We start from the raw sequence: 26592 nt of genomic DNA, 5'->3' as shown, positions 1-26592 counted from the left end.
GATCCGTATCCCGGGGCTGAGCCTCGTCGGAAAATTTAACGACTGGGTGATGGGGTCGAAAGAAAACGACTCGCTGACGCTGGTGCTGTATGACCGGACGCTGCTGTGGCTGACCTTTGGTCTGGCGATTATCGGCTTCGTGATGGTGACATCGGCTTCGATGCCGATCGGCCAGCGTCTGGCTGATGACCCGTTTTTGTTTGCCAAACGTGATGCGATTTACCTTGCCCTGGCCTTCGGACTTTCGCTGGTCACGCTGCGTGTACCAATGGCGATCTGGCAGAAATACAGTAACGTTCTGCTGCTGCTTTCCGTGGTGATGTTGCTGGTTGTGCTGGTGGTGGGGAGTTCGGTTAACGGGGCATCGCGCTGGATTTCACTGGGGCCATTGCGTATTCAGCCCGCAGAGTTTTCCAAGCTGTCACTGTTTTGTTATCTCGCCAGCTATCTGGTGCGAAAGGTCGATGAAGTCCGGAGTAACTTCTGGGGTTTTTGTAAACCGATGGGCGTAATGGTGGTTCTGGCGGTTCTCCTGCTGGCTCAGCCTGACCTCGGTACCGTAGTTGTACTGTTTATTACCACGCTGGCGATGTTGTTCCTGGCGGGGGCAAAGATGTGGCAGTTCCTGGCCATCATCGGGTCCGGTGCTTTCGCCGTTGTGCTGCTGGTTCTTGCTGAACCCTACCGTATGCGCCGCGTAACGTCCTTCTGGAATCCATGGGCCGATCCGTTTGGCAGTGGCTACCAGTTAACCCAGTCACTGATGGCATTTGGTCGGGGTGAATTCTGGGGCCAGGGGCTCGGGAATTCGGTGCAAAAACTGGAGTATTTACCGGAAGCGCATACCGACTTTATCTTCTCCATTTTGGGTGAAGAGTTAGGGTATTTCGGTGTGGTTTTGGCTTTGTTGATGGTATTCTTCGTCGCTTTTCGCGCCATGTCCATCGGGCGTCGCGCCCTGGAGATTGACCAGCGTTTCTCCGGCTTTTTGGCCTGCTCAATTGGCGTGTGGTTCAGCTTCCAGGCGCTGGTTAACGTTGGGGCAGCGGCGGGGATGTTACCTACGAAAGGTCTGACCTTACCGCTCATCAGTTACGGTGGTTCGAGTCTGTTAATTATGTCGACGGCAATCGTGTTATTGCTGCGAGTGGATTTTGAAACGCGTCTGGCAAAAGCCCAGGCGTTTGTAAGGAGCGCCCGATGAGTGGCAATACCCGGCGTTTAATGGTGATGGCGGGCGGTACCGGCGGGCACGTTTTCCCCGGTCTGGCCGTTGCACATCATCTGATGGCGCAAGGCTGGGAAGTTCGCTGGCTGGGCACGGCAGATCGAATGGAAGCGGATTTGGTGCCGAAAAATGGCATCGAGATTGATTTCATTAAAATCTCAGGATTACGTGGGAAAGGTCTGAAAGCGCAACTCACTGCCCCTGTTCGCATATATCATGCGTGGCGCCAGGCGAAAGCTATCATGAAAAGCTTCCAGCCTGATGTGGTTTTAGGTATGGGCGGTTACGTTTCCGGCCCCGGCGGTCTGGCGGCATGGTCGCTGGGTATTCCGGTGGTGCTGCATGAACAAAATGGTATTGCGGGCATGACCAATCGCGGTTTGTCGCACATTGCCAAAAAAGTATTACAGGCGTTTCCCGGTGCATTCCCGAATGCAGCCGTGGTGGGGAATCCGGTGCGCAACGATGTGCTGGCGCTGGAATTACCGCAAACCCGTCTGGCCGGGCGTGAAGGTCCAATCCGTGTGCTGGTCATTGGCGGAAGTCAGGGCGCACGGGTGCTGAATCAGACCATGCCGGAAGTGGCAGCGCTGATGGGCGAAAAAATTACGTTGTGGCATCAGGTCGGTAAAGGCGCGCTGGAGTCGGTGAATCAGGCTTACGAAAAAGCCGGTCAGACTCAGCATAAGGTCACCGAATTTATTGATGACATGGCACAGGCTTATGCCTGGGCAGATGTCGTGGTCTGCCGTTCCGGTGCGCTGACCGTCAGCGAAATTGCCGCTGCGGGTTTACCGGCGATCTTCGTGCCGTTCCAGCATAAAGATCGTCAGCAGTACTGGAATGCGTTGCCGCTGGAAAAAGCCGGTGCCGCGAAGATCATCGAGCAGACAGATTTTAGTGCCGCAGCCGTCTCTGATCTGATGGCCAGATGGGACAGAACCCATCTGATGGAAATGGCTATCGCTGCACGCGCAGCCGCTATTCCCGATGCGACAGAGCGCGTGGCCGCAGAAGTGGTCGCCGTCAGCAAAAAATGAAATTGAACGGGCCATGCGCAGCGTGGTCCCAGCCGTAAGAAACGGATTAATCAGTAACCTGAAATAGTGAATAAAAACGTGAATACACAACAATTGGCGAAACTGCGTACCTTCGTGCCTGAGATGCATCGTGTCCGGCACATTCACTTTGTTGGCATCGGTGGTGCCGGCATGGGTGGTATCGCCGAAGTGTTGGCCAATGAAGGCTATCAGATTAGCGGTTCTGACTTAGCGCCGAACGCGGTCACTCAGCAACTGACTGCACTGGGTGCGACAATTTATTTCAATCACCGCCCGGAGAATGTGCTGGATGCCAGCGTGGTGGTGGTTTCGACGGCAATCTCTTCCGATAACCCGGAAATTGTTGCCGCCCGTGAAGCGCGTATCCCGGTTATCCGTCGTGCGGAAATGCTTGCCGAGCTGATGCGTTTTCGTCATGGCATTGCCGTAGCTGGGACACACGGTAAAACCACGACCACGGCGATGGTCACCAGTATTTACGCAGAAGCCGGGCTGGATCCGACTTTCGTAAACGGCGGGTTGGTTAAAGCTGCGGGGACGCATGCGCGTCTGGGTTCCAGCCGTTTTCTGATTGCAGAAGCGGATGAAAGTGATGCGTCGTTCCTGCATCTGCAACCGATGGTGGCGATTGTGACCAACATCGAAGCAGACCATATGGATACGTATCAGGGCGATTTTGAAAACCTGAAACAGACGTTTGTGAATTTCCTGCACAACCTGCCGTTCTACGGACGTGCGGTGATGTGCATTGATGATCCGGTGATCCGTGAGCTGATCCCACGCGTAGGCCGCCATATGACGACCTACGGTTTCAGCGAAGACGCGGATGTCATTATCGAGAATTACCGTCAGGTTGGCGCACAGGGGCACTTCACGATACGTCGTCAGGATCTGCCGCTGATCAGCGTAACTTTGAACGCACCGGGCCGACATAACGCGCTGAATGCCGCTGCGGCCGTTGCTGTTGCGACAGATGAAGGTATCAGCGATGACGCAATCTTGCGCGCGCTGGAAGGCTTCCAGGGAACGGGGCGTCGTTTTGATTTCCTGGGCGATTACGCGCTGGAAAATGTGAATGGAAAAACCGGAAGCGCAATGCTGGTTGATGACTACGGTCACCATCCGACAGAAGTGGATGCGACAATCAAGGCTGCGCGAGCGGGCTGGGCGAACAAGCGTCTGGTGATGATTTTCCAGCCTCACCGTTACACGCGTACCCGCGATTTGTATGACGACTTCGCGAATGTGCTGTCTCAGGTCGATGTGCTGATCATGCTTGACGTTTACCCGGCCGGTGAAGCGCCCATTCCGGGTGCCGACAGCCGCTCGTTATGCCGCACCATTCGTGCGCGAGGCAAGCTGGATCCTATTCTGGTTTCTGATATTGACGCAGTACCTGAAAGTCTGGCGCAGATCCTCGAAGGTGACGATTTAGTGCTGGTGCAGGGTGCCGGTAACGTTGGCAAAGTGGCCCGTAAATTGGCTGATCAAAAGTTGCAGCCAGTGAAAAAAGGTGAAGAACATCATGTCTGAGAAAGTAGCGGTATTGTTGGGTGGTACTTCCGCAGAACGCGATGTCTCATTGCAGTCCGGTGCTGCCGTGCTGGCAGGTTTACGCGAATCAGGTGTGGATGCGCATGGCATCGACACCAAAACATTTAACGTGGCGCTTCTTAAAGAAGAAGGGTTCAGCAAAGTCTTTATCGCGCTGCATGGCCGCGGCGGTGAAGACGGTTCGCTGCAAGGACTGCTTGAACAAATCGGCCTGCGGTATACCGGCAGCGGCGTGATGGCTTCCGCGCTGACCATGGATAAATTCCGCACCAAGCTGGTGTGGCAGGCGCTGGGTTTGCCAGTTGCTCCGTTCGTGGCATTGCATCGTTCACAAATTGAAGAAGCAGGGCAGGGCGCTCTGGCGGCTAAAATCGCCGAGTTAGGCCTGCCGGTTATCGTCAAACCGAGCCGCGAAGGTTCCAGCGTTGGCATGAGCAAAGTGACAACTGAAAAAGAGTTGTTGCCAGCCCTGCAGGAAGGCTTCCGTCATGACGATAACGTACTGATTGAAAAATGGTTAAGTGGCCCGGAATACACGGTAGCTATCGTTGGCGATCAGGTTATGCCATCAATCCGTATCCAGCCAGCCGGAACGTTTTATGACTATCAGGCGAAGTATCTGTCTGACGAAACACAGTATTTCTGCCCGAGCGGTTTAAGCGAGGAGCAGGAAAAACAGTTATCTGCGCTGGCCTTACAGGCTTATCAGGCACTCGATTGCAGTGGCTGGGGGCGTGTTGACGTGATGCAGGACGGTGACGGCAGTTTTAATTTGCTGGAAGTGAATACTTCGCCGGGAATGACCAGCCACAGCTTAGTGCCGATGGCGGCTAAACATTCCGGGCTGAGCTTCCCGCAACTCGTTTTCCGTATTCTGGCTTTGGCTGACTGATATGTCTCAAGCCGCCCTGAATACCCGAGAGCGTGAGACGGCCGAGAGCAACAGCGGCCGTCGCAGTAACGGTGGCCAGCTGGCAGGGATTGTGTTCTTGCTGTTGGTGGTAGGAACTATTTTATGGAGTGCGTGGGCCGTTATTGGCTGGATGCAGGATGCGAACCGGTTGCCGTTATCCCAGCTTGTGGTTACGGGAGAACGTCATTACACGACCAACGATGATATTCGTCAGGCGATTCTGTCCTTAGGGGCACCAGGAACGTTCATGACGCAGGATGTAAACGTCATTCAGCAGCAGATTGAACGTTTACCCTGGATAAAACAGGTCAGCGTCCGCAAGCAATGGCCGAATGAATTGAAGATACACCTGGTGGAGTATGTGCCGGTCGCACACTGGAATGATCTGCATATGGTTGATGCCGATGGCAAATCATTCAGCATACCCGCTGAACGTGTGGTCAAACAGAAAATGCCGTTGCTTTACGGTCCGGAAGGCAGCGAACAGGATGTTTTGCAGGGCTTTCAAACGATGAGCCAGGCGCTGGCCGCCGGGAAATTCACGCTGAAGGCAGTAGCAATGAGTGCGCGTCACTCGTGGCAGTTAACTCTGGATAGCGACGTCCGGCTGGAATTGGGAAGAGATGACCGGATGGGGCGTTTACAACGTTTTATCGAGCTTTACCCGCGATTCCAGCAACAGGCTGAAGCCGATAAAAAACGCATTACGTATGTCGATTTACGTTATGACAGCGGTGCGTCGGTAGGTTGGGCTCCGGAGTTTATTGACCAGCAAAACAGTAATCAGCAACAGAATCAGGCACAGGCTAAACAACAATGATCAAGTCGACGGACAGAAAACTGGTAGTTGGGCTGGAAATCGGTACGGCAAAAGTCGCCGCATTGGTGGGGGAAGTTCTGCCCGATGGCATGGTCAATATTATCGGTGTGGGCAGTTGCCCGTCCCGGGGCATGGACAAGGGTGGCGTGAATGATCTGGAATCGGTGGTGAAGTGCGTACAGCGCGCCATCGATCAGGCTGAACTGATGGCGGATTGCCAGATTTCCTCTGTTTACCTTGCTTTGTCCGGTAAACATATCAGTTGCCAGAATGAAATAGGGATGGTTCCTATTTCAGAAGAGGAAGTCACGCAGGAAGATGTAGAGAACGTTGTGCATACCGCGAAGTCGGTCCGCGTACGTGATGAACATCGTGTTCTGCATGTGATCCCTCAGGAATATGCCATTGATTATCAGGAAGGGATCAAAAACCCTGTCGGACTTTCCGGCGTGCGTATGCAGGCAAAAGTTCACCTGATTACCTGCCATAACGATATGGCGAAGAACATTGTGAAAGCGGTTGAACGCTGTGGCTTGAAAGTTGACCAGCTGATTTTTGCCGGTCTGGCGGCCAGTTATGCGGTTCTGACCGAAGATGAGCGTGAATTAGGGGTCTGTGTCGTCGATATTGGTGGTGGAACCATGGATATCGCGGTTTATACCGGCGGCGCACTACGTCATACTAAGGTCATCCCTTATGCAGGGAACGTGGTCACCAGCGACATCGCTTATGCGTTTGGAACGCCACCGACTGATGCCGAGGCCATCAAGGTTCGCCACGGTTGTGCATTAGGTTCGATTGTCGGCAAAGACGAAAACGTCGAAGTGCCGAGCGTAGGCGGACGCCCGCCACGCAGTCTGCAACGTCAGACACTGGCTGAAGTCATCGAGCCTCGTTATACAGAATTGCTGAATCTAGTGAACGACGAAATTTTGCAATTGCAGGAGCAGTTACGTCAGCAAGGCGTAAAACATCATCTGGCCGCAGGTATTGTTTTGACAGGCGGCGCAGCACAAATTGATGGTCTGGCAGCTTGTGCGCAGCGGGTATTCCATACCCAGGTGCGTATCGGGCAACCTCTGAACATCACAGGGCTGACAGATTATGCGCAGGAACCTTACTACTCAACTGCGGTAGGGCTGCTGCACTATGGAAAAGAGTCTCACCTGAGTGGTGAGGCCGAAGTGGAAAAACGCGCCTCGGTGGGCAACTGGTTCAAACGAATCAACAGCTGGCTGAGAAAAGAGTTTTAATGTTTTAACAACGGGATCATGCTGTTATGGCTTTTGATCCCGACGCGACAGGCACAAAACGGAGAGAAACTATGTTTGAACCTATGGAACTGACCAACGACGCGGTGATTAAAGTCATCGGCGTCGGCGGTGGCGGCGGTAACGCTGTCGAACACATGGTGCGTGAGCGCATCGAAGGTGTTGAATTCTTTGCCGTTAACACAGACGCCCAGGCGTTGCGTAAAACGGCTGTAGGCCAGACAATTCAGATCGGTAGCGGTATTACCAAAGGTCTGGGTGCTGGCGCGAACCCTGAAGTGGGTCGCAATTCTGCAGAAGAAGACCGTGAAGCCCTGCGCGCTGCGCTTGAAGGTGCTGACATGGTCTTTATCGCAGCGGGCATGGGCGGCGGTACCGGTACCGGTGCTGCGCCAGTGGTAGCTGAAGTTGCAAAAGATTTGGGTATTCTGACCGTTGCTGTCGTGACTAAGCCTTTCAACTTTGAAGGCAAGAAGCGTATGGCATTCGCGGAGCAGGGTATCGCTGAACTGTCCAAACATGTGGACTCCCTGATCACTATCCCGAACGACAAGCTGTTGAAAGTTCTGGGTCGCGGAATCTCTCTGCTGGACGCCTTCGGTGCGGCCAACGACGTGCTGAAAGGTGCGGTGCAGGGTATCGCAGAGCTGATCACCCGTCCGGGTCTGATGAACGTCGACTTTGCAGACGTGCGCACCGTAATGTCCGAAATGGGTTATGCCATGATGGGTTCCGGCGTGGCATGTGGTGAAGACCGTGCTGAAGAAGCGGCTGAAATGGCGATCTCCAGCCCGTTGCTGGAAGATATCGACTTGTCCGGTGCGCGCGGCGTTCTGGTCAACATTACAGCGGGCTTCGACCTGCGTCTGGATGAATTCGAAACCGTGGGTAACACTATCCGTGCTTTCGCTTCTGACAACGCGACCGTGGTTATCGGTACTTCCCTTGACCCGGAAATGAATGACGAACTGCGTGTTACCGTGGTTGCGACCGGCATCGGCATGGACAAACGTCCTGAGATCACTTTGGTGACCAACAAGCCAGCCAGTCAGCCAGTGATGGATCACCGTTACCAGCAGCACGGGATGTCTCCGTTGCCGCAGGAAACCAAGCCAGCGGCTAAAGTGGTGAATGATCAAAGCGCGCAATCTAATAAAGAGCCCGACTATTTGGACATCCCGGCCTTCCTGCGTAAGCAGGCAGACTAGTCCGAATTGTAGGATCTCCGCTCTTTGTGCTAAACTGTCCCACCGATCTTAAGGTAAGCTTAGGTCGGTTGGATGGATAACATTGCGAGATAAATACGATGATCAAACAACGTACATTAAAACGTATCGTTCAGGCGACGGGCGTCGGTTTGCATACCGGCAAGAAAGTCACCCTGACTCTGCGTCCTGCACCGGCAAATACCGGGGTCATCTATCGTCGCACTGACTTGAATCCACCGGTTGATTTCCCGGCAGATGCAAAATCCGTGCGTGATACCATGCTCTGTACTTGCCTGGTCAATGAGCATGACGTACGCATTTCTACGGTTGAACACCTTAATGCGGCACTCGCTGGCCTGGGCATTGATAACATTGTTATCGAAGTCGATGCGCCTGAAGTGCCGATTATGGACGGTAGCGCTGCGCCTTTCGTCTATCTGTTGATGGACGCTGGGATCGAAGAACTGAACAGCGCGAAGAAATTTCTGCGCATCAAAGAAACTGTGCGTGTTGAAGACGGTGATAAGTGGGCAGAGTTCAAACCATTCAATGGTTTCTCTCTGGACTTCACTATCGACTTCAATCACCCGGCGATTGATTCCAGTTCACAGCGTTACAAAATGAACTTCTCCGCAGAAGCATTTGTTCGCCAAATCAGCCGCGCACGTACTTTTGGTTTCATGCGTGATATCGAGTATCTGCAGTCACGTGGTTTGTGCCTGGGTGGCAGCTTTGATTGCGCGATTGTTGTGGATGATTACCGTGTGCTTAACGAAGATGGCCTGCGTTTTGAAGATGAATTCGTTCGTCACAAAATGCTTGATGCTATCGGTGACCTGTTCATGTGTGGGCATAATATCATTGGTGCGTTTACCGCATTCAAGTCTGGCCATGCGTTGAACAACAAGTTATTGCAAGCGGTACTGGCTAAGCAGGAAGCCTGGGAATTAGTTACCTTCCAGGATGAAGCTGAAATGCCTCTGGCTTTTAAAGCACCTTCCACAGTATTGGCGTAATCGGTACTGATATCATTACTTATTACGACTGGTTGTTTTGGCACCCTCTCCGGCCAATTCAGCCAGTCGTTCTAATGCCTTTCTGAGTTTTTCCGGGCTACGGCTCGCCAGCCCTCTTAATTCTTCCGCACTCTGCGCACTCAAATGTCTGACCGGCATGGATTCAGATGCGATCGCTTTATTTTTAACCGCAATCTGCGAAGCATTTTCCATTTTCGCCATGAGCGAAGGATTAATCCTGATGTCGATTGACGACAATGATGGTAGAATTTGCGCTCGAAGTGCAGAGAGCAATGCGGGTTGTTCATAGCGTAAGCGCATCATCCAGCTGGCATTAGCTATCTCAAGTACTAAAACTCCCTGTCGATAATTACCGACACGACACCATGGTTGCATGGGCGCCGGTAACAGACCTTTCACTGCGCGGTTAAGTTTTAATAACGCCGCAGCACGCTGTTGAACAATACGCAGCGGGCTTTGCTCTGTAGAAGAGGCATCATCGAACAGGATATCTAATAATTGTGGGCGGCTATCGCGCATGATGGGCTCCGGCGGATTGTAAACTTGTGATTGGTATTCTAAATCGTTGGCGACAATTTGGCAGAAGGTATTTTTGGCCGCATCTCCTGTTGGGGATGGTCGCGGCGAGCCTTGGCGTGTCAACGAACCTCTCGCAAACGGAACTGCCTGCGGTTCCCAATACGTCCTCAAGTCTAAACCGACTTAACATCGGCAGTACAGGGCTGAGTAACCTCGCGTTGCTACAGGCAAATCGCCGCCCGTCTTTCGGTGTGGATTACTGGCAGCAGCATGCACTGCGCACGGTCATCCGTCATCTTTCTTTTGCGCTGGCGCCGCAGGTGGTTTACACCGCAGCTCAACCTGAAATTGTCGCGCAGGAAGCAGAACCTCTTCACGTACAGCAACTTGCGCTGCTGGTGACCCTGAATGCATTACTGACGCATGAATCCAAACCACCGGTTATCATTCGTCACACGCAACAACCTTTCCTGAATTTCTCTTCATCGCATCAAACCGGACTGTGGTTAGCACAGGTGCAAGGCATTCGTGCCGGCCCTGCCTTCCTGATTTAACAGACTGTAAATCTAAACTCTATCTATAAATCAATAAATTAGTGGCTACATTTAGTGGCCTCCAAGAGATATTAAGCATCATGTTAATCAAATTATTGACCAAAGTTTTTGGTAGCCGTAACGATCGTACACTGCGTCGCATGCGTAAAGTTGTGGACCTTATCGGCCGCATGGAACCTGAAATTCAGAAGCTGACCGACGAGCAACTGAGAGCTAAAACCGATGAGTTCCGTGAGCGTCTGGCAAAGGGCGAAGTCCTGGAGACTCTGATCCCGGAAGCCTTTGCAGTGGTTCGCGAATCGAGTAAACGTGTCTTCGGTATGCGCCACTTTGACGTCCAGTTACTCGGCGGTATGGTGTTGAACGAGCGCTGCATCGCGGAAATGCGTACCGGTGAAGGTAAAACGCTGACCGCAACGCTGCCGGCTTACCTGAACGCATTGAGCGGTAAAGGCGTTCACGTTGTAACCGTCAACGACTACTTAGCCCAGCGTGACGCCGAAAATAACCGTCCATTGTTTGAGTTCCTCGGTCTGAGCATCGGTATTAACCTGCCGGGTATGCCTTCTCCGGCTAAACGCGCTGCTTACGCTGCCGACATCACTTACGGTACAAACAACGAATACGGCTTTGACTACCTGCGCGACAACATGGCTTTCAGCCCTGAAGAACGCGTTCAGCGCAAACTGCACTACGCGCTGGTGGATGAGGTTGACTCCATCCTGATCGATGAAGCTCGTACTCCGCTGATCATTTCCGGTCCGGCAGAAGACAGCTCAGAGATGTACACCCGCGTGGACAAACTGATCCCTAAACTGATCCGTCAGGAAAAAGAAGATTCCGACACCTTCCAGGGTGAAGGCCACTTCTCCGTGGATGAGAAAGCGCGTCAGGTTCATCTGACCGAACGCGGTCTGGTTCTGATCGAAGAAATGCTGGTTGAGGCAGGCATTATGGAAGAGGGTGAATCTCTGTATTCCCCGACCAACATTATGCTGATGCACCACGTCACCGCTGCGCTGCGTGCGCACGTGTTGTTCACCCGCGATGTCGATTACATCGTGAAAGACGGTGAAGTTATCATCGTTGACGAACACACCGGTCGTACCATGCAGGGGCGTCGCTGGTCTGATGGTTTGCATCAGGCAGTCGAAGCGAAAGAAGGCGTAGATATTCAAAACGAAAACCAGACGCTGGCTTCAATTACTTTCCAGAACTACTTCCGTCTGTATGAAAAACTGGCCGGTATGACCGGTACTGCGGATACTGAAGCGTTCGAATTCAGCTCCATTTACAAACTGGATACCATCGTTGTGCCAACGAACCGCCCTATGGTGCGTAAAGACATGGCCGATTTGGTGTACATGACTGAAATGGAAAAAATTGGGGCGATTATCGAAGATATCCGTCAGTGTACTGCCAAAGGCCAGCCGGTTCTGGTGGGTACCATTTCGATTGAAAAATCCGAAGTTGTTTCCAACGAACTGACTAAAGCGGGCATCGCGCACAGCGTTCTGAACGCCAAGTTCCACGCAAAAGAAGCAGATATCGTCGCACAGGCTGGTCAGCCAAGCGCGGTAACCATCGCAACTAACATGGCCGGTCGTGGTACCGATATCGTGCTGGGCGGCAGCTGGCAGGTCGAAGTTGAAAACCTCGGCGAAGAAGCGACCGACGAAAAAATCGCAGAAATCAAAGCAGCCTGGCAGATTCGCCACGATGCGGTTCTGGCTTCCGGTGGTTTGCACATTATCGGTACTGAGCGTCACGAATCACGCCGTATCGATAACCAGCTGCGCGGCCGTGCAGGTCGTCAGGGTGATGCCGGTTCATCACGCTTCTATCTGTCTATGGAAGATGCCCTGATGCGTATCTTTGCGTCTGACCGTGTGTCGAGCATGATGCGTAAACTGGGTATGAAACCGGGCGAAGCGATTGAGCACCCTTGGGTGACCAAAGCGATTGCCAATGCTCAGCGTAAAGTTGAAAGCCGTAACTTTGATATTCGTAAGCAATTGCTGGAATACGATGATGTCGCCAGCGATCAGCGCCGTGCGATCTACAGCCAGCGTAACGAATTGCTGGACGTGTCTGATGTCAGCGAAACCATCGCCAGCATCCGTGAGGACGTGTTCAAGGCGACTATCGACAGCTACATTCCGCCGCAATCTCTGGAAGAAATGTGGGATGTTCAGGGTCTTCAGGATCGCCTGAAACAAGATTTCGAGCTGGAAATGCCGATTGCAGAATGGCTGGATAAAGAGCCTGAATTGCATGAAGAAACCCTGCGCGAACGTATTATGGAAATCGCGAAAGAATCTTACGCCCGCAAAGAAGAAGTGGTTGGCGCAGAAATGATGCGTAACTTCGAGAAAGGCGTGATGCTGCAAACGCTTGATTCCCTGTGGAAAGAGCATCTGGCCGCAATGGACTACTTGCGTCAGGGCATCCATTTACGGGGTTATGCGCAGAAAGATCCTAAGCAGGAATACAAACGCGAATCCTTTGCTATGTTTGCCGCCATGCTGGAATCACTGAAATATGAAGTGGTCAGCGTGCTGAGCAAAGTTCAGGTTCGTATGCCTGAAGAAATTGAAGCAATGGAAATTCAGCGCCGCGAAGAAGCCGAGCATCTGGCCCGTCAGCAGCAGCTGAGCCATCAGGATCAGCAGGAAATTGAAGTGGCTGAAGCTGCACGCCTTGCCGCATCCGGCGAGCGTAAAGTCGGCCGTAACGATCTCTGCCCGTGTGGTTCCGGTAAGAAATACAAACAATGCCATGGCCGCCTGCAAAAGTAAGATCTCAGGCTAAGTCATCGTGTTAATCTTAAAGGCGGCTAATCACCGCCTTTATTTTTGTCTAAAAAATCCTTATATAAGACAGTCATTATAGTCAGTCAATAGGTGGAAAAGTGACGCTTAAACAACTGAATATCGCAGCCGGTATTATCCGGAATTCCGGTAAAGAAATCTTTATTACTCAACGTGATGCGTCTTCGCACATGGCAGGGTTCTGGGAATTTCCGGGCGGTAAAATAGAAGCGGGTGAAACGCCTGAGCAGGCTGTCATTCGTGAGTTGCAGGAAGAAGTGGGCATTGAGGCGAAAGCCCCTGTTTTACTGAAAACGCTTGAGCACCGGTTCCCGGATCGCATAATCACGCTTTACTTCTTTCTGGTGGAAGATTGGCAGGGCGAGCCATATGGAAAAGAAGGGCAACCAAAGCGCTGGGTTAAACAGTCAGACCTGAAAGCGGAAGAATTTCCTCCGGCCAACGAAGCTGTCGTAAACGCTCTGAAAAACAACGAATTCTGATTTTCCGGGCATCAGAGCGCCCACAAAAAAGGGGCTATGCCCCTTTTTAAACTTTGGTGTCTGCGACATCTGCCGGAAGTCAGTGTGAAATCTCTTCTTCACTCCAGTCATCCAGATCATTCACATCCCCTTTACTCGGAATGCGTTTCTCTTCGTCGGCCCACTCACCGAGATCGATAAGCTGGCAGCGCTTGGAACAAAAAGGACGATAAGGGCTTTCTTCGCCCCAGACCACCGTCTTGTTACACGTCGGGCAATTTACTTCAATAATTTCGGGATCCATTTGCAACTCCTAGCAGCAGGCAAGTTCAAAATTCAGTCGTGCCGGAACCACGCCATGCTCGCTGTCCAGCGGTAAGAAGCGAATGGCATAACGGGTTTTGTGCCCGGAAACTTGCGGGTAAAGCAGGTTTTCCAACGAGAGGCGCAAGCGTAACAGATCTGCACCTTCTGCGTTATCCTGGAAAAAACCATTCAGGCTGATTTGATTACGAAAAGCGCCGGACTGGCGAATTAAACCCAGCACCATCGTGAGTGAGTTGTTGAGCGGCGCCAGTGTTTCAAGCCAGTTCTGGACTTCGCTGTCGCGCTGGGATTGAGCCAGATGTAGCCAGATATGCAGCGTCGGCAAATCAAAACTACAGCAACCGCCGGGAATACTCTGACGCTGACGAACCAAAGCAATCAGACGATCTTCTTTAAGAGCCTGACCGATTCGCGGTGCTTTCATCAATACGGAAGCGCACTGTTTCAGTTCGGCACGCAATCCGTCAATCCGCGACGCATCTACCCCCGGAACATCCTGCCATTGGGATAATTTCTGTTGCTGGCGTTCCAGCTCTTTCAGCAAATCAGTACGGACTTCTCCGCGCTCCAGCACGTCCAGTAAATCAGACGCGGTGCGAAAGAACAGCAGGGCGGAAGCCGCAGCAGTAATTTGTGCATTCGCGTGCATCTGCTGTAGCAGGAATTCGATACGCAACCAGGTACGCATTTTTTCATTCAGAGGATGTTCAAAAAGAACGGTTGCAGCTACATCAGTCATGCTTGGCAATATCCTGTCTGTTTTCGCCCGCTGCCAGTTTCAGATAGCAGCGATGTAATTGGGCAACACGCGGTTCGATCGTTTGAGGATCTCCGCTGTTATCAATAATGTCATCCGCGCAGGCAAGGCGTTTTTCACGACTCACCTGCGCGGCAATAATACTTTCAGCCTGATGGCGGTCAACGCCGTCGCGCAACATGGTGCGGGAAAGCTGAATTTGTGGCTCGACGTCCACCACCAGAACGCGATCAGCCTGCGTTTGCAATCCGTTTTCAATCAGCAACGGCACCACCCAAAGCACATAAGGCGTATCGGCCTGCGCAATAAGGTGCTGTGTCCGAGTGTGAATAATAGGGTGTAATAATTTATTAACCCATTCTTTTTCAAGCGGATTACTAAAAATACGCTCCCGTAACGCCGGGCGATTCAGCGAGCCATTGGCAAGAATAATACTTTTGCCAAATCGTTTGCCCAGTTCTTCCAGCGCCTGCTCACCTGGCGCTACAACCTGGCGGGCAATAATATCTGCATCGACAATGCTTATGCCATGACGGCTGAAGCTTTCGGCAACGGTACTTTTGCCGCTTCCGATACCTCCGGTCAATGCAACGACGTAGCTCATACTGGCGCTCTGATAAAATTAGTTAGGTATCTGATAAAATTAGTTAGGTAAATGATAAAGAGATTATGAGTAAGTGCAAGCCGCCGTCGTCTTGGTTTTGATGCGAAAAATTATTCACCAGCCCAATCAAAAGTCTGTGATGTATGTTGTAAAAGCTTCCTTGCCGTTGTCATTTTCCTGTGTATGATAAAACCACTGGAAAGGGTGTCTAAAATTTGTTGTACGCCCTAGCGATCCGTCGCCAAACCAGGACAAAGCCGTCATGCGTATTGAAGAAGATTTGAAGTTAGGTTTTAAAGACGTACTCATCCGCCCTAAACGTTCTACCCTCAAAAGCCGTTCCGAAGTCGAACTGGAGCGCTCGTTCACATTCAAACACTCTGGTATCAGCTGGTCAGGCACGCCGATTATTGCTGCCAATATGGACACAGTAGGTACTTTCCGCATGGCAACGGTACTGGCGTCTTTTGGTTTGCTGACGGCGGTGCATAAGCATTACAGCGTTGAGCAATGGCAGGCTTTCATCACCTCCGCTGAAGAGTCAGTTTTAAAAAATGTGATGGTGTCGACCGGCACGTCTGAAGCTGATTTTGTTAAAACACTGCAAATCCTCGCGCTTTCTCCGCTGCTGAAATTTGTCTGCCTTGACGTGGCTAACGGTTATTCCGAACACTTCGTCGGTTTCCTTCAACGCGTCCGTGAAGCCTGCCCGGACAAGGTTATTTGCGCCGGTAACGTGGTCACAGGCGAAATGGTCGAAGAGCTGATTCTTTCTGGCGCAGATATCGTTAAAGTCGGTATCGGCCCGGGTTCTGTGTGTACCACGCGTGTGAAAACCGGTGTGGGCTATCCGCAACTTTCTGCCGTTATCGAATGCGCAGATGCCGCTCACGGGCTGGGCGGACAGATCGTCAGTGATGGCGGTTGCGCCGTTCCTGGCGATGTTGCTAAAGCTTTCGGCGGCGGTGCAGACTTCGTGATGCTTGGCGGTATGCTGGCAGCACACGAAGAATGTGAAGGCACCGTTGTTGAAGAAAATGGCGAGAAATTCATGCTCTTCTACGGAATGAGCTCAGAATCGGCCATGAAACGCCACGTTGGCGGTGTCGCTGAATATCGTGCTGCGGAAGGCAAAACTGTAAAACTGCCTTTGCGTGGCCCGGTCGAAAATACCGTGCGCGACGTTCTTGGCGGCCTGCGTTCTGCCTGTACCTATGTCGGCGCAGAACGTCTCAAAGAACTGACCAAACGTACTACCTTTATTCGTGTCGCAGAGCAGGAAAACCGCCTGTTCGGCAGCAAATAAACCGGTAAATTATCTGCGGCGAAACACGTTTTCGCCGCAATTATTTTCCCCGCCCATCGTTATCCCATCACCGAACCCAGCTGAAAAATGGGCAAGTACATCGCAATTACTAATCCGCCAACAATCACGCCCATCACTGCCATCAGTACCGGCTCAATCGTTTGAGATAACGTATCCGCCAGCGAATTTGCTTTGTTGTTATGCAACTGTGCCAGTTTAAGTAACAGCTCATCGAGCGTTCCGGATTCCTCACCGATTTTTATCAACTGCTGACATAACGCAGGAAATAACGGTGAATCCTGAAATGCTTTATGCAAAGGCGTCCCCTGCATAATTTTTTCGCGAATCACGTCGAGTGCTGTCTGGAAATGCAAGTTTGACACAGATGCCGATGCGGCAACCAGCCCGGCAATCAGCGTCATTCCTGCGCGTTGTGTCATCGCCAGCGTTTGAAAAACCTGACTGAGGCAACTGTCAGTGACCAGCCGTGAAGTCAGCGGTAATCGCAGAAGCAGCTTTTGTTCGCGCAACTTCCAGCGAATGTGTGGATGCAACTTTTGCTGATAGCCAAAACAGCAACACGAGACAATGCCGGTCAGCCATGGCCCTGAGCTGACCAGCACGTCGGATACGCCTATCAGCATTCGGGTAAACCAGGGCAGCTGCGCATCGAAGGTGGCATAGATCTTCGCAAATTCCGGCAGAACCAGCGTCAGCATTAACAGCGTGACGAAGGTGGCGATGACGCTGACGATCAGCGGATAGCGCAGCGCCTTTTTCACTTTCGCTTTCAGTTGCGCCTGTTGTTCCTGTTGCGCCGCCAGCTGCAAACAGCATTGGTCTAACTGACCGGTCAGCTCGCCGATAGAAACGAGTTGCCGGTAAATCGGCGGGAAAACGTCAGGGTAAGCACTTAACATTGCCGATAACGGTTTACCTTCCCTGACGCCTTTCGCCACGTTATGCAAAACACAGTGCCAGGCGGGTTTCGGATGTTCGTTTGCCAGCAGCGCCAGGCTGCTGACCAGCGGCAATCCAGCCTGTAGCAGTGTGGCGAGTTGCCTGACAACGGAAATACGCTCCTGGTTTTTCCAATAACCGGCCGTCAGGCGCCGGATCATTGTGATCTTCATTGGTTGCAAACCCGCAACGAAAAGTTGCTGATAAATGCTGTCTTTGTTTATCTCAATGACATCGCCTTGCTGGATGCTTCCCAGAGTATCAATAGCCTGCCAGTGAAAAAGCCGCCATTTTGGAGCGATCACTGGCGTTTCACTCATGCGCAATGACCTTCGCCGGTCACCCGGTAAAGCTCTTCAAGTGAGGTGATACCTTGTTCAACCAGCAACATTCCCGCTTCCTGTAATGTCTTTTGCCCCTGTTCACGGGCGATTTTACTCAGCTCGCTGACACTGGCATCGGCCACCAGTGCCTGCTGGAGGCGGGGAGTGATGTTCAGTATTTCGTAAATCCCCATCCTGCCGTAATAGCCGGAAAAGCATTGATTGCAGCCCGCTGCCCGCCACATTGGTGCGGGCCCGCTGTTGCCGTCCGGCCCGTTTACGACCAGAGACAGATGTGGCTTCCGGCAGTGCGGACACAGTTTTCGCACCAACCTTTGGGCAATGACCAGACGCAAACTGGCTGCGATATGGAAACCTTCAATGCCCATCTGCCGCAGCCGGGTAAGTGTTTCGCACGTTGAGTTGGTATGCAGCGTGGAAAGCACCAGATGGCCGGTCTGCGCGGCTTTAACGGCGATCTCAGCCGTTTCTCTATCACGAATTTCGCCGACCATGATCACATCCGGATCCTGTCGCAACAATGCACGCAGAACGCTGGCAAAACTCAGATCCGTCTTGCTGTTGATCTGCGTTTGATTGATGCCACTGACCGGGATTTCAACCGGATCTTCAACGCTGCTGATATTGCGTGTGATGGCGTTGAGATGGCGCAATCCGCTGTAAAGCGTCACCGTTTTGCCGCTGCCTGTCGGCCCTGTCACGAGGATCAGCCCCTGCGGATGCTTGAGCGCGGCTTTAAAGTATTCCAAATCGCGCAGCGTGAAGCCTAACTGAGACATCGCCAGATCCTGCTGGGTCATGTGCAGGATCCTCAGAACGATTTTTTCACCATGCAGGGTGGGCAGGGAAGAGACACGCATTGAATAACGCTGATTTTGCAGCATGACGGAAAGCTGGCCGTCCTGCGGCAAACGACGCTCGGCGACGTTAAGCTGCCCCATGATTTTGAGCCGCGCGCAAACACCCGCTGCCATCGAAAATTCAGGACCAGGGATTTCCTGCAACACGCCGTCAATTCTCACCCGTACGCGGAAACTATTTTCGTAGGGTTCAAAATGGATATCCGACGCCCTGCGGCTGATTGCCTGCCGCAGAATCTGGTTGAGGACATTTACCACCGGCGCATCGCTTTGGTCATTCAGCGCATTATCTTCAGTACCACCAGTTGACGGGGATTGTCCCCCGGTGGCGGATTCCGGCTTCATTTGCGTCGGGCTCTTTTCCTTGTGTTGTTCCATTCTGGCCTGCGGCCAGCGTTCCACCTGAACTTTCAATCCGCTGGCAAAGCGCAGCACGTTACTCAGCGTTTCTGTCTCAGCTTCCGCTTCATGACAGGCAACGCGGATCGTCTGTTTATCGCGATGCACAATGATGGCTTTGTAACGCTGACAAAGGGCGTCCAGCGAGGCGTCGCTGTGCTGCCTTTCGCTATCTGTGGGTGAAACAGGATTGAGCGGGGTATCGGTCATTTTACGGCTCCCGTGGTATCAAAGCGGAAAACGCTTTCGCAGGCTTCCACCATCGCGGCATTGCCGGCGCTGGTGCAGGTGCGGTTCCAGATAATGCCGCCGGCCTGAGCATCCACGGATGGGGTCATGACGACGCTTAGCCCGTTGAGTGCCTGCTGGCCGGTCAGTGAAATCACGCCAGCAGTGACCTGCGTTTTACTGACATAACGGCTGGTGGCGGCTGCCGGGATGCCTTCGCTGCCTGCGTTGCAGCTGCTTAATGAGCCGGTATCAATGACGCACAGTTCGATGCCGGTTTTATACGGCACCATGGTTTGCAGCATGTCGGTCATTGCGGCTTTCTGGATGTAACTTTGGTAAGCGGGAATACCAATGGCGCTCAGAATCGCAATAATTGCGATCACGACCATCAGTTCAATGAGGGTAAATCCTTGTTGCCGTTGCATGGCGTTCTCCATTTGTGAGGCTGCTGGGTTGTTGCTCGGCAGCAAACTAAATGGGGAAGAAAATTTCTGCCAGTGCCTTTGGTGAGTTTTCCAGGATGCCTTCCACGGTCTTTACCGGAGACGACAAACGCGTCAAAACTTTTGCGGCATGTCTCTCAGCAATGAAAGACAAATGAAAAAGAGGCTGGCGGTCAGAAGTGTTGAGTGGGAGGGTATTGCGGCAAGATGAAATAGACCGAAGGGAAGTCGTGTTGCCCCTTAAATGGAATTCAGGGGCAACAGCGCAAAATGCTCAGCTAAAACGCATTGAGAGATCCATTGCGCGGACATGTTTGGTCAGGGCACCCACGGAGATGTAATCCACACCCGTTTCGGCAAATTCACGCAGCGTTTTCTCTGTGACGTTACCGGAGACTTCTAGCAGCGCGCGGCCAGCGGTCAGGGCAACGCCTTCACGCATCATCGGAACGGTGAAGTTATCGAGCATAATAATGTCAGCGCCGGCATCCAGCGCCTGCTGAAGTTCGTCGAGTGATTCCACTTCCACTTCAACAGGAACATCTGCGTGGATCCACAATGCGCGTTCAACGGCAGCTTTAATCGAGCCACAGGCAATAATGTGGTTTTCTTTAATAAGAAATGCATCGGCCAGGCCGAGACGATGGTTGCTTCCGCCACCGCACAGGACGGCATATTTCAGCGCTGTACGCAGACCCGGCAAGGTTTTGCGCGTGTCCAGCAACCGGGTTTTGGTGCCTTCGAGGATTTTTACGTAGTGATTTACTTCGGTAGCCACGCCTGAGAGTGTCTGGACGAAATTAAGTGCGGTGCGTTCGCCGGTCAGCAGCATGCGCGCAGAGCCGGTCAGCTCACACAATTTCTGATTTTCAGAAACAACATCGCCGTCTTTGACGTGCCATTTTACAGAAACTTTATCACCGGCCAGTTGGTGGAAGACTTCATCCAGCCAGCGTTGTCCGCAAAAAATACCGGCTTCGCGGGTGATGATCGTCGCGCTCGCATCTTTATCCTGCGGCAGAAGTTGTGCGGTTAAGTCGTTGTTAGCGTTGGCCTCGCCCCCGAGGTCTTCGCCAAGCGCCTGAGTCACAATGGCGGGGATATCATGCTGGATACGTTCGAGTAACTGTGCGCGGCGACTTTCAGGGCTGTAGCTGCGTGTAGACATACAAATACTCCGAAATGGCGGATAAGAAGGACAAAAAAACATGCTACCCTGTTGCTGTGATAAGTACCACACAAGCACATCATTGAGGCCTTTGATGCACTTAGAACATGGCAGGATTGCCGGAGCCCGGCAGGTCGTTTCCCCTCATTTTGATCTCCGTCCTGACGACGAGATCCCTTCTTTGCTGGTCGTCCATAACATCAGCCTGCCACCTGGAAAGTTTGGTGGTCCTTATATTGATCAATTATTTACCGGTACGCTGGATCCGCAGGATGATCCTTACTTTGAAGGGATCCACCAGCTGCGCGTAGCGGCACATTGCCTGATCCGACGAGATGGCGAGATTGTTCAGTATGTTCCATTTGATAAACGCGCGTGGCATGCCGGTGTTTCCAGCTGGCGCGGGCGTGAGCGCTGCAATGATTTCTCGATTGGTATTGAGCTGGAAGGCACCGATTTTGTGCCCTTTACGCAAGCGCAGTATCGCAGCCTTGCGGACGTTACCGGCTTGTTAATTAAGCACTATCCGATTAGTCTGGACGCCATTACCGGGCACAGCGATATTGCTCCGGGGCGTAAAACTGATCCCGGACCTGAGTTCGACTGGGCATTTTATCGCAAGCTGTTGGCATCGCCGGTAGGGCAAAATGAGCCTTCTGACCAGTGAGTGAAAAGGCGCCGGTTTTTTTGTTTTAAGAATGTGTAGAGAGAGAGTGATAGTCGATGACGTTATTTACTTTGCTGCTGGTGCTGGCTTGGGAGCGGTTGTTCAAACTGGGTGAACACTGGCAGTTGGATCATCGGTTTGAGTTCATTTTCCGTCGCGGGCGGCAGACTTCTTTAGTCAAAACGCTGGCGATTATGATTGTCTGGATGGCGATTATCTGGGCCATCTTACGTGCCTTGCACGGGTTATTCTTTGGTGTGCCTTCCCTCGTTATCTGGGTGATTTTGTGTCTGCTGTGCATCGGCGCAGGCATCAAACGCAAACATTACCGTGCCTATTTGAAATCTGCCCGTCAGGGAGATGCGGACGCCTGTAAAGAGATGGCGGAAGAGCTGGCGCTGATCCACGGTTTACCGAGTGATTGCACGGAAGAAGCCCGTTTGCGAGAACTGCAAAATGCGCTCTTGTGGATAAACTACCGTTATTATCTCGGGCCGTTGTTCTGGTTTGTGGTCTGCGGGCCTTACGGACCTGTTGCGCTGGGCGGATATGCCGTTCTGCGAGGTTATCAGACCTGGCTGGCGCGTCACATGACGCCACTCAAACGTTCGCAGTCCGGCGTCGACAGCCTGTTGCACGTTCTTGACTGGATCCCCGTTCGTCTTGCCGGTGCGGCGTATGCGCTGCTCGGGCACGGTGAGAAAGCGTTACCGGCGTGGTTTGCTTCGCTCGGCGATATTCATTCTTCGCAGTATCAGGTGCTGACACGGCTGGCGCAGTTCTCATTGGCGCGTGATCCGCATCTGGATCCCGTTCAGACGCCTCGCGCCGCAGTGGGTCTGGCGCGCAAGGTCACCATGATTATTCTGGTTGTGGTCGCGGTTCTGACGATTTACGGCGCGCTGATTTAAGGCCTGTTTATCGCAAAGTAAAAGCACGCATTAAAAAAGCCCGGCACATTTCTGTTGCCGGGCTTTTTGTTTTTATTGCGCCGTGTTTTTTTGCAACGTCAGTGGCCGGTTATCCGGGGCGGGAACGCCAAAGTCCGGCAGTCCGTTTTCATCCCAGACGAAGGTTTTAATCCGGGTATGACGGTTCGGGTCATACAGCGGGTCGCCCTCAATTTCAGTGTAATTTCGGGCATGGTAAACCAGCACGTCTTCGCCCTGTTCGTTGCGCGTAAAGCTGTTGTGACCGGGGCCAAACTGCCTGTTTTGCTTATGTGTGGTGAATACCGGTCGTGGCGATTTATGCCACGCTGCCGCATCGAGCAGATTGCTGCCGGTGTCTGCAGAGAGCAGCCCGATACAGTAATTTTCATCGGTCGCGCTGGCGGAATAAGTAATGAAAATTTTATCGCCGTGCTTAATCACTGCCGGGCCTTCATTTACCCAAAAGCCGATAATTTCCCAGTCCAGTTCAGGTTTGCTGAGCATGACGGGCGGTGATTTCAGCGTCCACGGATCCTCCATTTCGGCAATGTACAAATTAGAGTTACCCCGAATAGCCGGGTCTTTTTGCGCCCACAGATAATAGCTTTTTCCCTGATGGTCAAAGTGCGTTGCATCAAGCGAGAAACTGTCGATTGGCGTCTGGATCCGGCCTTTCTCCACCCATTTTCCCGTGAGCGGATCGGCATCTTCACACACCACCGCATACATGCGGTGCTGGAATAGTCCATCAACGATGTCCTGCGAGGGCGCAGCGGCGTAATAAATTACCCATTTTCCGTCAATGAAATGCAGTTCAGGCGCCCAAATCAGTGCGCTCATCGGGCCGGTATCGGGTTTCTGCCAGACCACGGTGGCAGGTGCGTCGGCCAGCCCCGTCAGCGTTGACGAACGCCGGATTTCAAGCCGGTCATATTCCGGAACCGAGGCAATAAAGTAATAGTGGCCATCGCTGTGCAGCCAGATGTGAGGATCCGCGCGCTGTTCAATCAGCGGATTCGGGTAATTACTCATGTTTCAGCTCCTTGCTGTGAAGGGGGGCAGAGGCAAGTTCTTGCGCCTGTTTTTCATCATGATATTCATTGAGTTCGCGGTAGTTGCGACGGCGAATTTCCAGATCAGCCTGAATTGTCCGCATGGTTTCGCGATCCACTTTCAGCAGGCGTACAACCCCCGCCGTAATGAGATAACCGACGCCGGGAATGACGGTAAACAGCAGCACAATCCCGTTGATGGCGTGGTCACTTTGTTGCGCCGCACCGGCGTTGTAGCCGTAAGCGGAGAGCAGGAATCCGACCATCGCACCCGCCACGGCCAGCCCGCATTTCAGGAAGAACAGGTTGCCGGAGAAGCTGATCCCGGTGACGCGTTTACCGGTTTTCCATTCGCCGTAGTCATCCACGTCGGCCATCAGCGACCAGTGCAGCGGCGAAGGGAGCTGATGCATGATGTTCAGGACAAAGTAAGCCACCAGGATCAGCGTTGTGGCGTGCGGGTCGAGGAAATAGAACCCGCAGGAGAAAATGGTCAGGATGATATTGGCCCAGAAGAAGACTTTCAGTTTGCAGTATTTGTCCGTCAGCGGTTTCGCCAGGGCGCTGCCAATCATCATGCCGACTACGCCGAGGCTGATAAACATACTGGCGAATGACGTCGATTTTTCCATCACCCAGGTGACGTAATACATGGTAGCCGCCATGCGGATGAAGCCGGGGCAGACATTACAAAAAGTCAGCAGCAGAATGCGAACCCACTGGTCGTTTTTCCACACGTCTTTCAGGTCGGATTTTAAGGCGTGTTTGGACGGCACGGCAGGCTGTATGCGTTCTTTCACTGAACTGAAGCAGAACAGGAACATAAACAGCGCGATGATTGCCATCACGCCCATCGACATCTGGTAGCCCTTAGCTTTGTCAGCGCCGCCGAAGAAATCGGCCATGGGCAGCAGGGTAGACGACAAAATCAGTGTGGCAATACCGACCATAAAGAAGCGGTAAGACTGGCAGGCGACGCGTTCGTGCGGGTCGGCGGTGATCACGCCGCCGAGCGAGCAGTACGGAATATTGATGGCGGTATAAGTCAGCGACATCAGGAAATAGGTGATGAAAGCATAGATAACTTTGCTGTTGTAGCTCCATTCCGGCGTGGTAAACATCAGTACGCTGAACAGAACGTAGGGCACCGATATCCATAACAAATACGGACGGAACCGGCCCCAGCGGGTGGTGGTGCGGTCAGCAATCGCCCCCATTATCGGGTCAGTAACGGCGTCGATAATACGCACCGACAACAGCAATACGCCGACCAGCGCCGGGGCAAGGCCGAAAACGTCAGTATAAAAATAATTGAGAAACAGCATGATGGCGCCGCCAATCATATTGCAGCCCGCATCTCCCATTCCGTACGCTACTTTCTCTTTGAACGACAGCGCGCCTTCCTTCATGGATGTTCTCCGGCTATTGGTTAAAAAGGTAAGTTGTTAAAAAACTGTTTGATAGCGTTGAGTATTGGCTGGAGAGGCGAAGAGGAGTCAGGAGGTAAGAGTCATGAAGATGGACGATTTGGTCATGTCGGACAAACTGTGACGCATATAACAAAGCGCCCCGGTAAGTGAAACTTAGCCGGGGCGCTTTACGTTTTTAGCAATGATAAACCGGGGGCTTACGCGTTAACCGATTTGCCACTTTGCTGATTTTTAATCCAGTAGCCAACGCCCAGGATCACCAGCCAGACCGGGATCAGCCAGACGGAAATCGCCATGCCCGGCGTGATCGCCATAATCACAAGAATTGCGGCCATGAACAGCAGGCAGATGTAGTTACCTACCGGATACAGCAGTGCCTTGAACTTGGTTTCGATCCCTTTGCGGTGCATCGCCTTGCGGAATTTGATGTGCGCAAGGCTGATCATCGCCCAGTTGATCACCAGTGCAGAAACCACCAGTGCCATCAGCAGGCCGAAAGCTTCACCCGGCATCAGGTAGTTAATCAGTACGCAAAGTGCAGTGGTTACGGCAGACACGAGGATTGATGCCACCGGAACGCCGCGCTTGTCGACATTGAGTAAGGCTTTTGGCGCGTTGCCTTGCTGAGCCAGACCAAACAGCATGCGGCTGTTGCAGTAAACGCAGCTGTTATAGACCGACAATGCTGCCGTCAGGATCACTACGTTCAGCGCGTTGGCGACCAGCGCATCACCCAGATCGTGGAAAATCAGGACAAACGGGCTGGTATCCGGCCCGACGCGGGTCCATGGCATCAGGGAAAGCAGAACCGCCAGTGAGCCCACATAGAAAATCAGGATGCGGTAGATAACCTGGTTGGTTGCTTTCGGAATGCTGACTTCAGGATTATCCGCTTCTGCCGCGGTAATACCGACCAGCTCAAGACCGCCGAACGAGAACATGATGATTGCCATCATCATCACCAGCCCGGTCATGCCGTGAGGCAGGAAACCGCCTTGCTCCCACAGGTTACGGACAGTCGCTTGCGGGCCTGCAGTGTCGCTAAACAGTAACCAGCCGCCGAACAGGATCATGGCGACAACGGCCACCACTTTAATGATGGCAAACCAGAATTCCATTTCCCCGAACACTTTGACGTTGGTCAGGTTGATGGCGTTAATCACCACGAAGAAGACCGCCGCTGAAGCCCAGGTTGGGATCTCCGGCCACCAGAACTGAATATATTTACCGACTGCCGTCAGTTCGGCCATCGCGACCAGAACGTAAAGCACCCAGTAGTTCCAGCCGGAAGCAAAACCGGCAAATCCGCCCCAGTATTTATAGGCAAAATGGCTGAATGACCCGGCAACCGGCTCTTCAACGACCATCTCGCCTAACTGGCGCATAATTAAAAACGCAATAAAACCAGCGATTGCGTAGCCGAGAATAATCCCGGGGCCCGCAGACTGGATGACGGAGGCGCTGCCCAGAAACAGACCTGTCCCGACAGCCCCACCCAGCGCGATCAACTGAATATGACGGTTTTTCAGGCCGCGCTTCAGCTCATCGCCTTGTTGTTGATCAACCATTTACCTGTCCTCTGTCATTGGGGCAAAACCCATAACATTCTGCGTGTTAGAAAGAATGTAAGGCGATAATTACACTTTTTGTATTTA

Annotated in this window: 25 protein-coding genes; 14 read left to right on the top strand and 11 right to left on the bottom strand. The window is 52.6% G+C overall.

What is annotated here, in order from left to right; all coding sequences use genetic code 11:
* The first annotated feature begins 1 nt into the window (after position 1).
* The 8 genes from ftsW to lpxC all read left to right on the top strand — a co-directional run bounded on the left by ftsW (position 2) and on the right by lpxC (position 9071).
* A complete protein-coding gene (gene ftsW, locus IV433_RS07945) occupies positions 2 to 1204 on the top strand; it encodes a cell division protein FtsW (RefSeq protein ID WP_370530255.1) in 1203 nt (400 codons plus the stop codon).
* Positions 1201 to 2268 (top strand): undecaprenyldiphospho-muramoylpentapeptide beta-N-acetylglucosaminyltransferase, encoded by a 1068-nt coding sequence (murG, locus tag IV433_RS07940; protein WP_195813724.1) that lies wholly within the window; start codon positions 1201 to 1203, stop codon positions 2266 to 2268. The genes ftsW and murG overlap by 4 nt, the downstream gene beginning before the upstream one ends.
* Before the next feature lie 78 nt (positions 2269 to 2346).
* Positions 2347 to 3822, top strand: a complete 1476-nt coding sequence (murC, locus tag IV433_RS07935) for a UDP-N-acetylmuramate--L-alanine ligase (protein ID WP_152325128.1) — start codon at positions 2347 to 2349, stop codon at positions 3820 to 3822.
* Positions 3815 to 4735: a D-alanine--D-alanine ligase gene (locus tag IV433_RS07930; protein WP_195813725.1), complete on the top strand. Its 921-nt coding sequence runs from the start codon at positions 3815 to 3817 to the stop codon at positions 4733 to 4735. Before murC ends, IV433_RS07930 begins: the two co-directional genes overlap by 8 nt.
* A gap of 1 nt (position 4736) precedes the next feature.
* Positions 4737 to 5576, top strand: a complete 840-nt coding sequence (ftsQ, locus tag IV433_RS07925) for a cell division protein FtsQ (protein ID WP_152325126.1) — start codon at positions 4737 to 4739, stop codon at positions 5574 to 5576.
* Positions 5573 to 6829 carry a cell division protein FtsA gene (gene ftsA, locus IV433_RS07920; protein WP_009634688.1) on the top strand — a complete coding sequence of 419 codons (1257 nt, stop codon included), beginning with the start codon at positions 5573 to 5575 and terminating at the stop codon, positions 6827 to 6829. Before ftsQ ends, ftsA begins: the two co-directional genes overlap by 4 nt.
* Before the next feature lie 71 nt (positions 6830 to 6900).
* Complete coding sequence (gene ftsZ, locus IV433_RS07915) at positions 6901 to 8055, top strand: cell division protein FtsZ (RefSeq protein ID WP_013577005.1); 1155 nt, start codon at positions 6901 to 6903, stop codon at positions 8053 to 8055.
* A gap of 98 nt (positions 8056 to 8153) precedes the next feature.
* Complete coding sequence (gene lpxC / locus IV433_RS07910; RefSeq protein WP_152325125.1) at positions 8154 to 9071, top strand: UDP-3-O-acyl-N-acetylglucosamine deacetylase; 918 nt, start codon at positions 8154 to 8156, stop codon at positions 9069 to 9071.
* A gap of 15 nt (positions 9072 to 9086) precedes the next feature.
* On the opposite strand, the gene IV433_RS07905 is transcribed toward lpxC, so the two are convergent.
* Complete coding sequence (locus tag IV433_RS07905; protein WP_152325124.1) at positions 9087 to 9611, bottom strand: DUF721 domain-containing protein; 525 nt, start codon at positions 9609 to 9611, stop codon at positions 9087 to 9089.
* Positions 9612 to 9637: 26 nt separating this feature from the next.
* Between IV433_RS07905 and secM the strand changes: the two genes are divergently transcribed.
* From secM to mutT, 3 genes are all read left to right on the top strand, one after another.
* A complete protein-coding gene (gene secM, locus IV433_RS07900) occupies positions 9638 to 10165 on the top strand; it encodes a secA translation cis-regulator SecM (protein WP_195813726.1) in 528 nt (175 codons plus the stop codon).
* Positions 10166 to 10245: 80 nt separating this feature from the next.
* Complete coding sequence (secA, locus tag IV433_RS07895) at positions 10246 to 12963, top strand: preprotein translocase subunit SecA (protein WP_195813727.1); 2718 nt, start codon at positions 10246 to 10248, stop codon at positions 12961 to 12963.
* A 113-nt stretch (positions 12964 to 13076) separates the two neighbouring features.
* Positions 13077 to 13478, top strand: coding sequence for an 8-oxo-dGTP diphosphatase MutT (mutT, locus tag IV433_RS07890; RefSeq protein WP_195813728.1), 402 nt, complete (start codon positions 13077 to 13079; stop codon positions 13476 to 13478).
* A 79-nt stretch (positions 13479 to 13557) separates the two neighbouring features.
* Here mutT and yacG read toward each other — a convergent pair whose 3' ends face one another.
* The 3 genes from yacG to coaE are packed head-to-tail and all read right to left on the bottom strand — an operon-like array spanning position 13558 to position 15145.
* On the bottom strand, positions 13558 to 13761 hold the full coding sequence (gene yacG, locus IV433_RS07885) for a DNA gyrase inhibitor YacG (protein ID WP_152325120.1): 204 nt from the start codon (positions 13759 to 13761) through the stop codon (positions 13558 to 13560).
* A gap of 9 nt (positions 13762 to 13770) precedes the next feature.
* Positions 13771 to 14523 (bottom strand): cell division protein ZapD, encoded by a 753-nt coding sequence (gene zapD, locus IV433_RS07880; RefSeq protein WP_152325119.1) that lies wholly within the window; start codon positions 14521 to 14523, stop codon positions 13771 to 13773.
* Positions 14516 to 15145, bottom strand: a complete 630-nt coding sequence (gene coaE, locus IV433_RS07875) for a dephospho-CoA kinase (RefSeq protein WP_195813729.1) — start codon at positions 15143 to 15145, stop codon at positions 14516 to 14518. The genes zapD and coaE overlap by 8 nt, the downstream gene beginning before the upstream one ends.
* Positions 15146 to 15407: 262 nt before the next feature.
* Here coaE and IV433_RS07870 point away from each other — a divergent pair, with 262 nt between their 5' ends.
* Positions 15408 to 16451, top strand: a complete 1044-nt coding sequence (locus IV433_RS07870) for a GMP reductase (RefSeq protein ID WP_195813730.1) — start codon at positions 15408 to 15410, stop codon at positions 16449 to 16451.
* A 59-nt stretch (positions 16452 to 16510) separates the two neighbouring features.
* Here IV433_RS07870 and hofC read toward each other — a convergent pair whose 3' ends face one another.
* The 4 genes from hofC to nadC all read right to left on the bottom strand — a co-directional run bounded on the left by hofC (position 16511) and on the right by nadC (position 20856).
* Positions 16511 to 17731 (bottom strand): protein transport protein HofC, encoded by a 1221-nt coding sequence (hofC, locus tag IV433_RS07865; RefSeq protein ID WP_195813731.1) that lies wholly within the window; start codon positions 17729 to 17731, stop codon positions 16511 to 16513.
* Positions 17728 to 19224, bottom strand: coding sequence for a type II secretion system protein GspE (gspE, locus tag IV433_RS07860; RefSeq protein ID WP_195813732.1), 1497 nt, complete (start codon positions 19222 to 19224; stop codon positions 17728 to 17730). The genes hofC and gspE overlap by 4 nt, the downstream gene beginning before the upstream one ends.
* A complete protein-coding gene (gene ppdD, locus IV433_RS07855; RefSeq protein ID WP_195813733.1) occupies positions 19221 to 19670 on the bottom strand; it encodes a prepilin peptidase-dependent pilin in 450 nt (149 codons plus the stop codon). Before ppdD ends, gspE begins: the two co-directional genes overlap by 4 nt.
* Before the next feature lie 292 nt (positions 19671 to 19962).
* Complete coding sequence (nadC, locus tag IV433_RS07850; protein WP_195813734.1) at positions 19963 to 20856, bottom strand: carboxylating nicotinate-nucleotide diphosphorylase; 894 nt, start codon at positions 20854 to 20856, stop codon at positions 19963 to 19965.
* 94 nt (positions 20857 to 20950) lie between these two features.
* Here nadC and ampD point away from each other — a divergent pair, with 94 nt between their 5' ends.
* The gene (gene ampD, locus IV433_RS07845) at positions 20951 to 21523 is read left to right on the top strand and encodes a 1,6-anhydro-N-acetylmuramyl-L-alanine amidase AmpD (protein WP_195813735.1); all 573 of its coding nucleotides are present in this window, start codon (positions 20951 to 20953) and stop codon (positions 21521 to 21523) included.
* Positions 21524 to 21579: 56 nt separating this feature from the next.
* A complete protein-coding gene (gene ampE / locus IV433_RS07840; RefSeq protein ID WP_195813736.1) occupies positions 21580 to 22434 on the top strand; it encodes a beta-lactamase regulator AmpE in 855 nt (284 codons plus the stop codon).
* 72 nt (positions 22435 to 22506) lie between these two features.
* On the opposite strand, the gene IV433_RS07835 is transcribed toward ampE, so the two are convergent.
* The 3 genes from IV433_RS07835 to aroP form a co-directional block, all read right to left on the bottom strand.
* Entirely contained in the window at positions 22507 to 23487 is a 981-nt protein-coding gene (locus IV433_RS07835) for a glycoside hydrolase family 43 protein (protein WP_195813737.1), read from the bottom strand.
* The gene (locus IV433_RS07830) at positions 23480 to 24916 is read right to left on the bottom strand and encodes an MFS transporter (RefSeq protein WP_195813738.1); all 1437 of its coding nucleotides are present in this window, start codon (positions 24914 to 24916) and stop codon (positions 23480 to 23482) included. Before IV433_RS07830 ends, IV433_RS07835 begins: the two co-directional genes overlap by 8 nt.
* A gap of 218 nt (positions 24917 to 25134) precedes the next feature.
* A complete protein-coding gene (gene aroP / locus IV433_RS07825) occupies positions 25135 to 26505 on the bottom strand; it encodes an aromatic amino acid transporter AroP (RefSeq protein WP_195813739.1) in 1371 nt (456 codons plus the stop codon).
* Positions 26506 to 26592 lie beyond the last annotated feature (87 nt).

This window comes from Rahnella laticis (genome assembly GCF_015644585.1).
Lineage (GTDB): Bacteria > Pseudomonadota > Gammaproteobacteria > Enterobacterales > Enterobacteriaceae > Rahnella > Rahnella laticis.
Note: the sequence above shows the minus strand (reverse complement) of the source record. Positions and strands in the feature narration are given on the sequence as shown.